We start from the raw sequence: 15,271 nt of genomic DNA on the forward strand, positions 1-15,271 counted from the left end.
TCATGTGTAGTACTCTTAAAAATTTTTACTATACTTTTCAATTTTATGGACGGTATTATGATATTCCAATTATTATAAGACTTTCATTCCTCACTTTAATTCCTTATTATCTTTATCAACGACATAAATATAAATAAATGCATGCAAGTTTAAAGTATGAAACTATGTGGTAAGGAAGCAAGTCCAGTAGGTTTGGGGACATGGAAAATGGGTGGAGGATATTGGACTCCAGATTATTCTAAAGACGACTTATATGTTTCTATAATAAAATACGCTATCGAGAAGGGAATTAACGTTATAGATACTGCTGAAATGTACGGTGGAGGACACACTGAAGAATTAGTTGGGAGGGCAATAAAGGATTTTGATAGAGAGAAAATTATAATAATAACTAAGGTTTGGCCTTCACACTTAAAATTTCACGACGTTATAGAATCTGTAAAGGCGAGTTTAAAAAGGCTAAACAGTGAATATATTGATCTCTATTTAATTCATTGGCCTAATCCTGAAGTTGAAATTGAAGAGACAATGAGAGCTATGGAAAAACTTGTTAACGAAGGGATAGTAAGATGCGTTGGAGTTAGTAATTTTTCAGTTGAATTAATGAAGGAGGCTCAGAGTTTTTACAAAATTGAGGCTAATGAAATAGAATATAATCTTCATCATTTAGAGCCTGAAAAGGACGTTATTCCGTATTGTGAAAGTAATGGAATTAAGGTTATAGCTTACTCTCCATTAGCTCAGGGAAGAGTACTCTCCGATAAAAGGGTAATAGATCTAGCTAAAAAATATGGAAGAACCCCTGCACAGATAGCGTTAAATTACCTCATAAGGAGATCTATACCTATACCAAAAGCTTCTAAGCCTGAACATGTAGATGAAATAGTTTCTTCTTGGAATTTTCAATTAGATAAAAAGGACATTGAAGCTCTTAAATGAATGTTAATATTTTACTGTTGACATTTTTCCGATTTTGATTTAATAATTTATCTTTTAAAATTGTTTGTAATATTTGGTTGTTATAAGTCATTACTACTTGGTCTATAGTAAAAAATCTGTAATTCAATTATATTTTGAGTACTAGTTATAGGAGAATTTGGTAGAATTATGTTAGTCCAAAATTTTATATTTTTATGTCAAAAATAAAGTGTTCTATATTTAACGAAATATTAGAAAAGTATTTTCTACGCGCAGAATCATTAATGTATTTAAGGTAAAAATATCCTTAAAATACTGTAGATTTCTAATTTTAATTCCCTTTAATTATTTCCGGATTCATTAGAAAGGCTATAACGAATAATGATGTCGTTTCAGTATTAACGTTTCCTTGTGGCATTATAGTATTATTAATTACAGTGTAACCCGTGAAATATCCTCCTATTGGTGACTGTAAATGAGATGCTACATTATACATTTCTTCTATATCTTTAAGGTATTTTAATGCAAAGGTTTCATTATGGGCGTAGATATATTTCCAAGCTATTATAGCTAAAGCTATTTTGTACGATGAGTATACTCCATTAAACGATTCGTCTACGAAACCGTATCCGTTCCAGAAATCTTTCATAGTAATTGAAAAGACTTTCATTGCAGTATAGTTACCATTTTCCATAAGATAAATTGAATATAGGAATGATAAATCGGCGAATTCATACCATGAGAGGTATGACATAGATTTGTTAGTGAAGTTAGTTATGTAGATGTTTTTCCAAATTTTATCATTTACTGGATCTCTAAAATTCCAAGAAAAATTATGAACACCAATAAGGACTAGATAAGGACTCAGTGTTAGATTTCCTTTAATGTTACTAAAGACAGGATAGGATAGATTAAGATATTTCAATGCTATTGAAGCTAATAAATTGTCGCTTTCTACAAAATAAGTATTGGCGTAAGGACACTCCATGAATAGTTTCAGTGAAGAATTATACGTTACATAATAATAATTTTTAGCTAAATCTATTGAAATTGGAGGAGATATTTCATTATCTTGAGAATATTGTAAAGTTGATGATTTATTAGAAGGCAGTGTTTCATTAACTTGTAAAGGATGTAAAGTTAATTCTACGTATACAACTGAAAGGATTAAAATGGAAATTATTGCTATAACTATTTTCCTATCCATAGAGATAAAAAGAGGATTAGAAATAAAAATTTTTCCAAGACTAATGGCTTAAATAAATGTTTATCTTAACAAGGGGTTCAAGGTGGAGGAAGACTCCATCCGTAACGGTAGACCCAAAATCATTTTAAAAATACAAATTCAACATTAAACCTCATATTTTTTCTTCATAAGTAAAGGAACATACTTCATTATACTCATAATCAAGAGCATTAAGAATAATGTATTAAATAATCAATGTAAATAAAACAGATTCTATCATACGCATCTCATCATTTTCTAATATTATAATAATATTTCTCAGTTAATTGTGTGGAAATATAAAAAATCTAATATGGTACTTAGAAATTTATAAAAATTATCATATAATTATCTAACTAATTACATTAAATCGTTACGAACCACTAATAACAAATAAAAATTATTTTTACTAATTAGATTTTGGGTCTACCGTACTAGGCGTGGTCATCCTGCTAGGCGTAAGGCTGTGCGCGAGTTCAAGAAGTTGGGTTATGAACGTTGGCGTGATAGGAAGGGTTAGTTAAGGTGGTTGGTTGAGTCCTTGTTCTCTGCTGTTAAGCATTTGGTGAGTCTGTTAGGGCTACGAGTTTTGCTGGTCAAGTTGTTGAGGCTAAGCTAGTTTGGCTTATGCTTGGATGACATGGCCAACCTTGTTGTTGGTCGAGCTAAGGGAGTTGAGGTCAAGAAGTAGTATAGTAAAATCTTGGAAAGATCTATTATTTTCTACAGAAAGCATATTTTTGCTGTATCATTCTAATGAAATATATTGAACGAACCCACAAAGCAAGCTGAACGTTAATATTTATTAAGGAGACTATTCATATCCTCTCTTATTAGTAGTCCTAGTAAGTTTCTATCGTATAATTTCATTTTCGTCAATAGGAATTTTGATGAAAAATACTAATTAAACTGTATCACTTATACTATTTTCTTTGATTCCATAAGCATTTCTTCTATCTTCTTTAAAGAAACCTTAATGTCTTCTATGGAATACTTCCTCTCGTGAAATCCCCATACGTGCAAATCGTAACCTGCATTCCAGCCATCTAAAATCCAATAACCAAGCTTTTTAGAAAGCGATTTACTTGCCTTACCTAGTAAGTAAGTATACCATCTTCCTTCTTTCAGGAATTCTTCATATTCCTCAGTCCTAAATTTTTCAGCTAAAGCTTTTACGATCTCTTCAGCAACCTTGTAAGCCTTTTCCGATGCTTGAACTGCATCACCTTTTTCTATGTAATCTTCACTCTCTTTCATGTATTTTTCAGCTAAATTTATCCTTTCTTTACTGCTCTCCTCTGGATCTTCCTTACTCAAAATGTCGAGCAAGGCTTCTGTGACATTAATACCTTTTTTCTCCAATTTCTTAATTACCTCGTCTAGCGACATACTATTGTTTTCCATTTTTTGCTTCTTCATTATTAGCTTTTTCCATTAGTATTTAATGATTAGCTCAAAATTATACAAAAATTTTAGACTATCATAAAAAACTATGTAGTTTTTAGAATTCTCCGCAACTTCTATAAATGTCCCTAACAGCTCTTAAATCCCTTAATGCAATTTGAGGATCCATTGGAACTTCTTTATCTTGAATTATTGAATTAAGAAATCCCTTTATTTCTTCTTTTACTGCATTAATTTTTTCAGTCTTTACAATTTCCTTTTTGCCTTCTATTTCAACTATTAAATCACCGTAAGGTTTCGGTAGACCCAAAATCTTATTAGTAAAAATAATTTTTATTTGTTATTAGTTATTTATGTGAATTTAATGTAATTAGATAATTGATTTTGCAATATTTTTTAGGGAATTTTTAAGTGTTATATTAGATCTTTTATTTTCTGAAAGTAAACTAAGAAATATTATTATAATATTAGAAAATGATGAGATGCGTATGATAGAATCCGTTTTATTTACATTGATTATTTAATACATTGTTCTTAATGCTCCTGATTATAAGTATAATGAAATATGTTCCTTATGAAGAAAAAAATATGAGATTTAGTATTGAATTCATATTTGTAAAATGATTTTGGGTCTACTGGTTAGGGCGTGGTAGGCTCCACATGCTTCGCCTCTAACATGGCTAGGCGATGGCTTGAAGAGCCGAAGGAGTTCACATGATGGGAAGTAGCTCTTAAGACCTTTTTAGGAAATTTTTATCCAAACTAAATATTAGCGCTTTCAGAAAGTTTATAGCTTATAAGGATTTACATTTAAACCCTAGTCTAAGAATTTTTCGAAAATACTAATGAACGAAATAAATGCTAACAATATTTTTCTATAAACTCCATTGCTTCCCATATTTGAGGAAAAAAATTTTTATTCAATTTTTTAATCAGATATTCTAAAGTATCTTCAAAGTTACTAAAATATCTTCTTACTTCATTATTTTTCTTTATGATACCTTTTATTTCATTGCAATTTTTAATCTCGTTCAGCTTATCTAGGTCTTTTATTTCGTTAGTATTTCTTAAGTAAAGTAGTATTTGTTCCTCTAGACATAACTTTTCTCCTAAGAAAACTAAAATTATTAATTTGTGATTACTATTTTTAAGTATAACCGTTCCATTATCCAACTTGAGAAAATTTTCAAATCCAAATTCTTTTATTGCATTTTCCATTTCTTCCTTGTGTTCTATATCTGCTATTATTAAGTACGCTTTAATTATTTTGCCTTCTTTCTCGTCTATATATTTTATCGCTCTAAACGTAGCTTTAAGACTACCAGTAGGTGAAATTTGTTCTTTAATAGCTGAATATTTAGGTTGTATAAAAACAGTTTGATACAATAAGAACTTACTAATTCCATTTACTTTCTCGGCTATCTTTTTTAAAAGTATTATGTCTCTACTTTTTGACGTATTACCGTTAGTTACAATTAGTCTAATAATCACCTTACTCATCGGATTTTCAAGCTTATTGCTTACCTTCACTTAGAATCTCCTCTAAGCTCTGTGAAATTAGCCTAGGATCCTCATTAGACTCTATTCTTACCTTAGCTTCGTCATTATTCATTTCATATATTTTCCCAGAGCCCATAATGAAAACCTTGGCTCCAGCTTTCACAAGACTGTATAATACGTCGAAAGATTGCGTAGTAACTAATATTTTAACTCCGTCTTGTTCAATTATTTTTAAAAGAAAATTCATAAGTATTTCCAATTTATTGACATATAATCCCATGGCCTCCATATCATCTATTAATAGTATTTTAGGTGAATAAATAGAATAAAGTAAAATTAAAACTATGAGATTCTTTATTCCTTCTCCTAAATCATCTAGCCTTATTACACTGCTGTCTTCTTTTTCTATCATCAACTGTTGAACTCCGTTAAAAGGTTCATTTAAAACATTTCTAAACGATTTATCTATAGTCTTTAGGAGAAGACTCAGTTCTTTTCTTTTGTTAAAGATATTTTCCCAATTACTTATCACGTATTTCTCATATTCTGTGAGTCTTCTAGAATTAATGAAAATGATATCTGAGCTTACACGATAAAGTCTACTTTTCGCTATAAAATATTTCATATCGTTAATGTATTCTACAGTAAAGGTTCTTCCATAATTCTTACTTATAATCATTGCAAGAGCGTCATCGAAATTTGTTTGTAATAAATTTCTTGAGTATGTTATTCCATCTATTGAAATATTATTATTGCTAAACAAAGAGATTGCTTCCAATATTGTTGTTTTTCCAGCAGCATTATCACCTATTATTACATTCATTTTGTCAAATTTCAGCACTAAATCTTCCAAGTTTCTAACATTAAGTTTTATTGCAAAGGTCTTCTTTAGTTCTTCAAATTTCTCTGGAAAAGAAAAGAGATAGTCCTCGTTTACTTCACCTATATCAAAAAGTCTTATAAAGTATCCGTTTCCCTTTTTTAGTATCCAGGCTGTAGGTTTTCCTTCAGAAGTCACTGAAATAGGAATAATATCAGAAATATTGTTTATAGGTCTAAGACCTTTATTCCTAGGATATTCTAAAAGATTACCTACTAAAGTATTTTTTGTATCGACTTCAGAAGGCAAAATTTCAGTATTAAAGATATCAATTCCAGTAACTTGTTTAGAACCTTTGTATAAGAAAGGAACATCTCCGGCCCAAATTATAGTACCACCTCTATTTATATAATCAAAGATGAGTAACGGTGAATTGGATTTAGAGTCCCATAAACATGAAGGAATTATGTCAGTACCAAATATTAGGTAACTTGAACTACCATGAGAGTATAACCATTCAACTAACTCCTTGTCACTTATAATTAACTTTCCTCTACTCTTAGTAGCTTTAAACCACGACCATTGTTCACCTTTGAATGTTGCTATCTCCATTGAGATACTTTGTGTTCTAAAAATTAAATGCTTACCTTAATTTGGATCTAAATCTTTATCGTAAATTTGACTAACATTAAAGACGCTTTGATATTTAAAGTCAGAAGAAGGATTATTCTTATAAGTAAAAAATCCACCATATATAAAAAGTTTTAAGCGTTAGACGAAGTATCAAGTGATGCAGAACATATCTTTAGATAAAGTAATTTTCAAGGAAAATAATTGTAAACCTTCATTATTACATAAATCTGAAAATTATTTTGAATATGATGCTTGTGGAAGCAATTTTCTTGTTCTTAACTTTAAGGAAAGAATAGGAATACAATCTTTTTCTTCTTTTAATTTTGCGGAGTTGACTATAGATATTCCTAAGGGAGATTTCTTAGCTTTAACTATCTCGCCTTTAGTTAATTATAGTTCTGGATATAAATATTATAACGAAATTTATACTTATGGTAAAACTGAAGCTAAAGAGCCTGAGAGAATAGAATATCCAGTAATTAGAGAGTATGAAAATTATAAGGAAATTAACAAGATCACTCCGTGTTGGAGTTATTCTTACGTATCAAAGGACGTTAAAGATATAATTTATCCTACAATTGCTCTACTTATAAAAGGAGAAAAATATACTACTTATTTAGTAAATAGTAGTAATGGAATATTTTCCTCTTTAAAGGGAAATAAAATACTGTTGGAAGGATCATATAATTCAGGTAAAGTTTCATGGAACTTATTTATAGGAGAAGGAGAAAATCCTTATGAATCTATCTCAAGGGCATTTCATGAAATGAGTAAATGGAGTAATGTCAAGTTTAGAGATGATAAGAAAAAACCTTTGATTTTAGGTAAATTGGGTTGGTGTTCATGGAACGCTTTTCTTACTAACTTAAATGAGGAAAAAATGGTTAGTGTGATAGAAGGCATAATTAAAAGAGGAGTAAAATTAGGTTATGTTATTATTGACGATGGATGGCAGGAACTTAACGATAAAAGAGCGTTAGATTCTCTTGACCCTGACAAGAAGAAATTCCCTAAAGGGTTTGATGTAAAGCGTATAAAGGATTTAGGAATAGAAGACGTAGGATTATGGCACACTATCAACCTTTATTGGAACGGTTTTAGTGAAAACGTTAAAAACGATTTAAGCGAAGGAGAAAAAGTAGATAATTCATATCAGTTGCCGCAAGACGTTAATAAGGCATTAAAAGCTTACATTAAATTTCATCAGAAACTAAAGGCCGATGGATTTTCTTTCATAAAAGTGGATAATCAGTGGGTATTGAGAAAGCTTTATACTTTAACAGAAAATATTCAGACAGCACTTCAATTTTCTGGGTATGTTAATGATCTTGATATATTAAATTGTATGTCCATGGTTCCTGAATGCTATACAAACTATTCCATAAGTAACGTTATGAGAACTTCTAACGATTATATACCTAACTGGAAAGATGCTGGAAAGCTTCATCTTCTTTTCAATGCATACAATTCTCTATTCTTTAGCAACATAGTTTATCCAGATTACGATATGTTTGTAAGTTATGATCCTTATGCCTTATCTCATCTGATAATGAGAATTTTTAGTGGAGGTCCGGTTTATATTACAGATAAAGATCCAGAGAAAACAAATGTTGAACTTCTCAATAAGGCTATGATATCTGGAAAATTGCTTACTGTTGATTATCCAGGTTTAATTACCAAGGATATAATTTTTTCAAATCCCTTTGTAGAAGATAAACTACTTAAGATTGCATCAAAGGCAAATGGAATTCCAGTAATTGCTGCAGTAAATGTTAATAAAGATGGAAAAAGAATAGTGGACACATTAAGGGCTGAGGATCTTCCTTATACCGTTGATAAATCTATGATGTATTATAAGGTCATCAAGGAGGAACATGGATACTTGGAAGACCTTAAGATAGATTTAGGGGAAATGGAATCTGAGATTATAGTTCTAGGTAAGAAAGGTACGCCAATTGGGTTGAAGGAATATTTGTTACCTCCTTCCACGATGAAAGATGGGCAAACGCTAGCTTCTGGTACTCTAATTATTCTTAACGACGAAGTTAAGGAGGTTAAAGTTAGAGAGGGTACTAAAATAGACTTTGTCATATAAGACAAACTTTTTATGAATTTACTTGTCACTTGTGACAAGCTTTTATAATTCTAGCGTATAATATATACTAGATGGATGACAACGAATTAATGTCCATAATATCGGATTGGAATTTCTGGGGTAATCTAAGTAGAAAAAATTGGATAAAAAGAAATGAATATGTTAATTATATAGTCAATTTATTGAAAGGTATAAATATCATAGCAATATCAGGAATAAGAAGGAGCGGTAAATCAATAATTTCGTTACAAGTTATAGAAGAATTAATAAATCGAGGAATTGATCCAAAGGATACACTTATTATAAAACTTGACGATGAAAGGCTAATTAATCCAGATTATGAGTTACTTTTACGAATTTTTGATCTATATTTAAATAACATTAAAGCTAACTCTAATTCTCCTATTAGTTATAGACGAAGCACAGGAAGTAGTAGGATGGGAAAGATTTACTAGAGGATTATCAGAAAAAGGAAATAAGATAATTGTAACAGGTTCCTCAGCTAAACTATTAAGTTCAGAATTTACTACACTATTGTCGGGAAGACACGTAGAAGTTAGAGTATTTCCATTGGATCTTAAAGAATATTTAAAATTCAATAGTATAAATTTTGATGATAACCTTGACATTATCAAGAATATGAAAGAAATTAATAAGGGAATTGAAAATTTAATGAGTAATGGAGGATTTCCAGACATAGTACTTCATACTGATATTTCAAACGAACTAATTTCAAGTCATTTTGATACTATAATTCTAAAGGACGTTATAGGTAGATATAAGATTAGAGATGAGGGAAAAATTAGAGCTTTAGCAAAATTTTACATCTCATCTACTTCAACAAGGATAACTTACAATAGCATTTCAAAATTTCTAAAAATTCCAGTAAAAACAGTAGAAAGGTATTCATCATATTTAGAGAAGGTATATTTAATTTTCTTTTTAAATAATTATTCATTATCTATAAAAACTATCGAGAATTCTCCTAGAAAGGTTCACGTTATTGACAATGGATTTACTAAGATATTTAATCCTAAAATTTCCAGAGGAAGACTATTTGAATCTTTAGTTGCACAGTTCTTATATAAATACTCTTTGACAAAGAGAATGGAGACATATTACTGGTATGATAACGTGGAAGTTGACCTTGTCGTAGTTAATAATGATAGGATATTACCTATTCAAGTAGTTTACGATCTAAGTGAAGAAGATACTTTTCAAAGAGAATTTAAAGCGTTAAAGAAATTCATGGAAAAAATGGGCGTAAATAATGGAATAATAGTAATATATAGAGGAGAAGAGAGGGAAGTAGAAGGAATTAAAATTATTCATGCCTATAAATTTTTCTTGAGTGAAATATTAAAAACGTATCTAGAATAAAAATTACAAAATAATACTTTGAATAAGCCTATCTTCTTAACTGATTAATTGGAGGAACTCTATTAAGGTGTTCTATTCTATCAGTTATTCCATTATTTTCAGCGATTTCCTTATAAATAAACGCTGAAGGTCTCCAATAGAGCTTTTTAGTATCATAATCTACTTGAAGTAATCCGAATTTTTTACTAAATCCTAATGCCCACTCGTAATTATCAGCCAATGACCAGTGTAAGTATCCTCTAACGTCTATTCCTGCTTGAATAGCTCTGTAAACTTGGTAAATGTGAGTTACAAGATAATAAGGTCTCAAATAGTCTCCTTCATCAGCAATGCCGTTTTCGGTAACATAAATAGGTAATTTGTACCTATTCCAATAATGTTCTATTACATCGCGAAGCCCTTCTGGATAAAATTCCCATCCCACGTCACTACAAGGCCTGCCATCTAAGCTTATAGAATCTTTTTCACATAGACCGCCATAGCCTGGCATATATTTATAACCATCACCCGTGGATCTGACAACAACTCTGCTATAGTAATTTACTCCTATCCAATCTAATTTATTTTTTAGATCTTCTCTAACTTCATTACCTATTTTCCCAGAAGTTATTGCATCAAAAAATATCCATCTAGCATTATATTCTGCCTTTTCTGCAGCTTCCTTATCCTTTTCACTAAAAGGAACAAATGCAGTATTGCCGTAAATCATTCCTATAATCCCATTATATCTCTTTATTAAATCGTAAGCTCTTGCATGAGCTTGAATTAAGTTGTATCTTACTATTTCGGAATATTCAGAATTTAGATAAGCTGGAGGGAATCCGCTTTTAACTCCGACATAGCCGTTATTATGGTAAACATTTGGTTCGTTCATAGTAGAATATATATCTACTAAATCAGAAAATTTCCAAGCTACATATGCAGAAAACTTAGCAAATTCTATTACAGTTCTCTTATTTAGCCAACCGCTTTTCTCTGTTTTTTCGCCTTTTCTTATTGCTATGGGATCATGAAGCCATAAAGGTAAGGGCCAGTGATAAAGATTGAGAATTAATTTTATTCCTCTATTTTTAATATCTTTGAATATTTCTCTATAATGCTCTACTGCTTCCTTATTGGCAATCTTATCAAGCTCCTCTAGATTCCTCTCTTTAATATCGACATAAGTTATTTTATTACCATTAATTTCTGTATCTACATTAACTTCAAATGTTGATTTAGGAAATATTCTAGACCATTCTATTCCAGCTCTGTAGATTTTAAGTCCCATTCTTTCAGCATTATCATGAAATACTTTGTAATTATGCCAGTAAGCAGGCCCATTCTCTGGAAGATCACCGCTTACCAATCCTGAAGAAATATTCTCTTTATCATGTACCCATACAAACCAGTCACTATTTGGATCTTCGCTTCCCTTTAGTCCCATTTCAGTTTGAAAACCACTTTGAGACCAACCAAAAACAAAATCTTTAGGAAATCGAATCATAACTATACCGTAAAATTTAGGTATATAAGAATTTCTATTATAAAAGAAGATATTTACTTTAAAAAAATTAAAAATGTATCTCTAAGAAATCGTTTTCCTGTAATATTATTTCTTTACTCAACTTTATCTCGGTATCGGAAGTATAATTTATCTCCTCATTATTTACTATTATTTTTCTTGGTATCTTTGGTAATTTCAATTTAGATAAGGAGAGCATACCGTGATAAAGTCTTATGTTAATTTTATCCTTGTTTATTTCCATTTTTCCCCAACCAGTAGGCAGGAATATTATCCATATTAATTCGTCTACTGCAGGATCTATAGTTAAAGTAGATGTAAATCCATCGTATCTTAATCCTTGATAAGCAGGGATAATAGTCATTGAAGATAAAGGTCTCAAATAATGGGAACCCCACTCTAAATGATTCCAGAAATTTCCAGCTAATTTGTACCTATCATAGATATTTTTAAGTACTTCTTCAGCCTCCTTTAACATCTTCTCATAGATTAAATGAGACACTACGTAAAATTCAACTCCAGACCAAGGAGTATCAACTTGAGTAGTAGCAGGCAAATTAAGAGGATTTTGATATTTTCCTTTTAAAGGTCTATATCCATCCGGGTATGCACCATTAATAAGACCCTCTTCGTCTTTTAAATTATATTTTATTATTGCTTTTAATGAACTCTTAACTACACTGTCATCCAAAAATCTTGAACCTAATAGAGTAGAATACCAGTGTCCCAAAAGCTGGGACGCATTGCATGCCTTATCCCTAAAGTTTGAGATTGGATCGTACCAAAGATCAAAGTATTCTCCATTCCATAAGTACTCTAACAATTTCTTTACTGATTGCTCATAATCATATTTATCGTTAACATTAAGGATCTTAGATGCTTCATTAAAAGCTTGAAGAGAAGCTATCCATTGTATTGACGTTAAAGAGGTTATACCTATCATACTCCAATCATCGTACGTTTGAATAGATAATGGTATAGTATCTTTGCCTAAAATATGTGAAATGTTTGTATCTCCTCTAGGTAAATTAAACATTGAATTTACGTATCTTAGCCATTCTAATCCTGCTGGAAGTGTATGGTAAATTAATCCGTCTAAACTTTGTGTTCTCATTGTAGATTCTAATGCTTCTTTAGCTTCTGGGAAAATGTTATTAAGAAAATCTTTATCTCCAGTCATTTTCGCTATTAAGTACCACATTAGAGTAAATTCCGGATTTAAGTCAGCTCTATGATATTCGTCAACCTTTAACGTATCAGTAAAAAAGTGGGGTACTCTTCCTTTTGGATCTTTTCCTGTCTCCTTAACTATTTCATTTATAGTAGAAGACAGTTTTTCATAGTCAGTAGGAATAGATGGATCCTTCGATATCTTTTCTAAGAATTTTTGTCTATTTTCGTTAAAGGCTAGCGAATAAATCACATGTTCTGGACTTCCTTCCTTAATTGTTTTATCTTTAAATTGTAAAATTAATTTTTTAGCTAGGTCAGGGAATAGATTAAGGATAGTATAAATGGAATAAGTAAGGACATCAATTGTATTTAATGCTGTATGCATAGGTCCATCACTATATGGGAAATTAGGTGGTAGAGCATATTCGTCATGTTTTCTTTTATCTGCCGTATTAAAATATCCTTCCCAGATTCCGAAGAATCCTTCCCTGCTTAACCAAGTAGATTTTATTAACGTAGTAAGTTGTGAACCTATTAAATCGGCTATCCAGCTTTCTATTCCCTTTACATTATAAAGCAAATCATGGAAAAGAGTAGTCTTGGATTCTAAATAGTCCATTTTAGACTGGACATAATCTGCTACTTCCTCACAATTTTTAAAATAATTTTCATAGAAATGACCAATTTTCTCTCCATTACTTAATACATGATTAGGGAAATACCAAGATAAGATAAAAATTACGTTCTTACCTTTTCCTCCTATCAGACCGTAATTACCTTTCCCTGATTTAGTTTCTAATCTTCCTTCTTCTCTGAACTTATTCCACAATTCATATTCAATTATTGGAGTTTTTTCAAGATATCTACCAAAAGTATTCTCTCCAATAACTCTTACGCATAAATTACCATTATATCTTGGATCATTAGAATCTATTTTACCACTAAAGATAAGCGTACTATTTTTAAATTCTACATCACCATTAGGGAATGGATTTTTAATACCCAACATAAAATCGGTAACTTCGTCTGAATTAAGTTTCAAAATAGCTACTGGAAGAGATGAATTCTTTAAATCTAAAGGAATAAATGGTGAAAAAGCTTTCATTGACAACTTAAAGTCGTCGATGAAATTTAGATAAGCTATTGGTGGTTCTCCATTAAATTCTACTTGTTTAACTGGTCTAAGCCAAGGTAATGTATATGGACTTCCACCAAAATAGTAATCATAAGCTTGAAGTACTCTTACTTTTACCTTATCTTTCTTTTGCCTAGCTACAATAAAGCTATCCATTTCATCTATGTAATACACATATCTTATGTCTTGTCTCTCTGCGTATCCTCCATTATTGAAAATTGTCCAATCATAAAACCTTCCATCCGCTCTTATTTCTATAGATCCGGAGCCTATTCCTCCTAACGTAATTCCAGAATCAAGGTTATAAGAATACGAATATTTCATGTAGTTTAGTAAAGAACTTAACATAAAAGATTTACGCTTCAATAACTTCCTCTTTAGAATTACTCCTAGCAAATATTAATGACGCAATAACAACTACTGGAAGTAGTGGGATTATTTCTTCTCCAGTAGATAGGTTAGCTAGAAATATTTCAGTCACTGAGGATAGAATTCTTCCTAAATTTAGAAATATTTGCCTATTTACCAAGTAACTTGTCAAAAATCTTCTATCCATATTATTCCAATTAAATACATCAATTACAGGGTAGATTAATGGTGAAGCTATATTGAAGCTTGCAAGATAAATTAAAGGAACTCCAGATATTATGAATAAACTGGAAATTCCTATGATTATTGATCCTGTAAGAACTAGCTTATATGGTTTAATTCTATTTACTAACCTATCTCTTAGTATATATATTGAAAAAATAGATAATGCAGTCATTAAATAGTTTATTATCATGAAATTAAAATAAGTCTTAGCTATACTGTAAATAAGTATAGTATTCAAATTTCCTAGAATGTAATTTACTCCGCTTATTATAGCTAACGATGTCATGGAGTTTTTATATATTTTATTCTCATTAAATACAGAAATTGATTTCCTAATATCAAATTTAAAAGAATCTACTTCTATATTTTCAACAAGCAATACACTTAATAGTAAAAAGAAAGAAGTTATAGTAAATAGAATTTCATAACCGTTTCCATGAAATATAGATAAAAGAGAGCCGTAAACACCTGGTGCTACTACGCTTGTTATAAATCCTAAATATGCCGATTTATTGAAGAAGTTTAGTTTTTTCGGAGTATTATAAAATAATATATCCCATCCTGACCAATAAAACCCTTGTGCGATACCGTATAATGCTCCTATGAAATCAATAACCTTAGGAGCATTAACGTTGATTATAAACAAAGTTATATAAAAAACAATATACAAAAATATACCTAGCCTATAATATATTATAGATTTCTTCCATATCGTAGTCAAATATCCTACAGCCATGTAGCCAATTAATATGAACAAGGAATTAATCATAAGGAAATCAAGCGTATAAAAAATAGAAGAATTAATGTAAATGTAAAGGCCAATTAGGGGAGCGGAAAAACTATTTCCCAAACCAAAAAGCCACGAAGCTATCAAAAAGTTTTTCTTCATT

At 30.5% G+C, this 15,271-nt stretch carries 12 protein-coding genes and 2 pseudogenes; 6 read left to right on the forward strand and 8 right to left on the reverse strand.

The features are described from left to right. Window positions 1-156 precede the first annotated feature (156 nt). Entirely contained in the window at window positions 157-939 is a 783-nt protein-coding gene (locus tag DFR85_RS19910) for an aldo/keto reductase (RefSeq protein WP_110269799.1), read from the forward strand. A 310-nt stretch (window positions 940-1,249) separates the two neighbouring features. On the opposite strand, the gene DFR85_RS19915 is transcribed toward DFR85_RS19910, so the two are convergent. Further along, window positions 1,250-2,125, reverse strand: a complete 876-nt coding sequence (locus DFR85_RS19915; RefSeq protein WP_110269800.1) for a hypothetical protein — start codon at window positions 2,123-2,125, stop codon at window positions 1,250-1,252. Window positions 2,126-2,576: 451 nt separating this feature from the next. On the opposite strand from DFR85_RS19915, the pseudogene DFR85_RS19920 reads away from it, so the two are divergent. Further along, window positions 2,577-2,834, forward strand: a pseudogene (locus DFR85_RS19920) (IS5/IS1182 family transposase); the annotation flags it as partial. Window positions 2,835-3,061: 227 nt separating this feature from the next. Here DFR85_RS19920 and DFR85_RS19930 read toward each other — a convergent pair. From DFR85_RS19930 to DFR85_RS19945, 4 genes are all read right to left on the reverse strand, one after another. Further along, window positions 3,062-3,562: a PaREP1 family protein gene (locus DFR85_RS19930; RefSeq protein WP_246252997.1), complete on the reverse strand. Its 501-nt coding sequence runs from the start codon at window positions 3,560-3,562 to the stop codon at window positions 3,062-3,064. A gap of 82 nt (window positions 3,563-3,644) precedes the next feature. Then, complete coding sequence (locus DFR85_RS19935; RefSeq protein ID WP_110269801.1) at window positions 3,645-3,857, reverse strand: hypothetical protein; 213 nt, start codon at window positions 3,855-3,857, stop codon at window positions 3,645-3,647. A 551-nt stretch (window positions 3,858-4,408) separates the two neighbouring features. Further along, entirely contained in the window at window positions 4,409-5,077 is a 669-nt protein-coding gene (locus tag DFR85_RS19940; protein WP_168367107.1) for a hypothetical protein, read from the reverse strand. Beyond that, on the reverse strand, window positions 5,061-6,479 hold the full coding sequence (locus DFR85_RS19945; protein WP_168367108.1) for an AAA family ATPase: 1,419 nt from the start codon (window positions 6,477-6,479) through the stop codon (window positions 5,061-5,063). The genes DFR85_RS19940 and DFR85_RS19945 overlap by 17 nt, the downstream gene beginning before the upstream one ends. Window positions 6,480-6,657: 178 nt before the next feature. Between DFR85_RS19945 and DFR85_RS19950 the strand changes: the two genes are divergently transcribed. From DFR85_RS19950 to DFR85_RS31795, 4 genes and pseudogenes are all read left to right on the forward strand, one after another. Then, window positions 6,658-8,595, forward strand: a complete 1,938-nt coding sequence (locus DFR85_RS19950) for a Sip1-related alpha-galactosidase (protein WP_168367109.1) — start codon at window positions 6,658-6,660, stop codon at window positions 8,593-8,595. Between the two features lie 71 nt (window positions 8,596-8,666). Beyond that, window positions 8,667-9,050 (forward strand): AAA family ATPase, encoded by a 384-nt coding sequence (locus tag DFR85_RS31790; protein ID WP_281351068.1) that lies wholly within the window; start codon window positions 8,667-8,669, stop codon window positions 9,048-9,050. Then, window positions 9,007-9,126, forward strand: a pseudogene (locus DFR85_RS32120) (AAA family ATPase); the annotation flags it as partial. The gene DFR85_RS31790 and the pseudogene DFR85_RS32120, both read left to right, overlap by 44 nt. Window positions 9,127-9,129: 3 nt before the next feature. After that, window positions 9,130-9,975, forward strand: a complete 846-nt coding sequence (locus DFR85_RS31795; protein WP_246253060.1) for an ATP-binding protein — start codon at window positions 9,130-9,132, stop codon at window positions 9,973-9,975. A gap of 28 nt (window positions 9,976-10,003) precedes the next feature. Here DFR85_RS31795 and bgaS read toward each other — a convergent pair whose 3' ends face one another. The 3 genes from bgaS to DFR85_RS19970 form a co-directional block, all read right to left on the reverse strand. After that, on the reverse strand, window positions 10,004-11,461 hold the full coding sequence (gene bgaS, locus DFR85_RS19960) for a beta-galactosidase BgaS (RefSeq protein WP_168367110.1): 1,458 nt from the start codon (window positions 11,459-11,461) through the stop codon (window positions 10,004-10,006). 67 nt (window positions 11,462-11,528) lie between these two features. Continuing rightward, the gene (locus DFR85_RS19965; RefSeq protein WP_110269806.1) at window positions 11,529-14,111 is read right to left on the reverse strand and encodes a GH116 family glycosyl hydrolase; all 2,583 of its coding nucleotides are present in this window, start codon (window positions 14,109-14,111) and stop codon (window positions 11,529-11,531) included. A gap of 31 nt (window positions 14,112-14,142) precedes the next feature. Continuing rightward, complete coding sequence (locus DFR85_RS19970; protein ID WP_110269807.1) at window positions 14,143-15,270, reverse strand: hypothetical protein; 1,128 nt, start codon at window positions 15,268-15,270, stop codon at window positions 14,143-14,145. Window position 15,271 lies beyond the last annotated feature (1 nt).

The organism is Acidianus brierleyi, from assembly GCF_003201835.2.
In the GTDB taxonomy this organism is placed as follows: Archaea; Thermoproteota; Thermoprotei_A; order Sulfolobales; family Sulfolobaceae; genus Aramenus; species Aramenus brierleyi.

Excerpts from the sequence above, each read along its gene's own strand:
- DFR85_RS19910 (WP_110269799.1), top strand. The coding sequence starts at position 157 with ATGAAACTATGTGGTAAGGAAGCAAGTCCAGTAGGTTTGGGGACATGG.
- DFR85_RS19915 (WP_110269800.1), bottom strand. The coding sequence starts at position 2,125 with ATGGATAGGAAAATAGTTATAGCAATAATTTCCATTTTAATCCTTTCA.
- DFR85_RS19930 (WP_246252997.1), bottom strand. The coding sequence starts at position 3,562 with ATGAAGAAGCAAAAAATGGAAAACAATAGTATGTCGCTAGACGAGGTA.
- DFR85_RS19945 (WP_168367108.1), bottom strand. The coding sequence starts at position 6,479 with ATGGAGATAGCAACATTCAAAGGTGAACAATGGTCGTGGTTTAAAGCT.
- DFR85_RS19950 (WP_168367109.1), top strand. The coding sequence starts at position 6,658 with ATGCAGAACATATCTTTAGATAAAGTAATTTTCAAGGAAAATAATTGT.
- DFR85_RS31790 (WP_281351068.1), top strand. The coding sequence starts at position 8,667 with ATGGATGACAACGAATTAATGTCCATAATATCGGATTGGAATTTCTGG.
- bgaS (WP_168367110.1), bottom strand. The coding sequence starts at position 11,461 with ATGATTCGATTTCCTAAAGATTTTGTTTTTGGTTGGTCTCAAAGTGGT.
- DFR85_RS19965 (WP_110269806.1), bottom strand. The coding sequence starts at position 14,111 with ATGAAATATTCGTATTCTTATAACCTTGATTCTGGAATTACGTTAGGA.
- DFR85_RS19970 (WP_110269807.1), bottom strand. The coding sequence starts at position 15,270 with ATGAAGAAAAACTTTTTGATAGCTTCGTGGCTTTTTGGTTTGGGAAAT.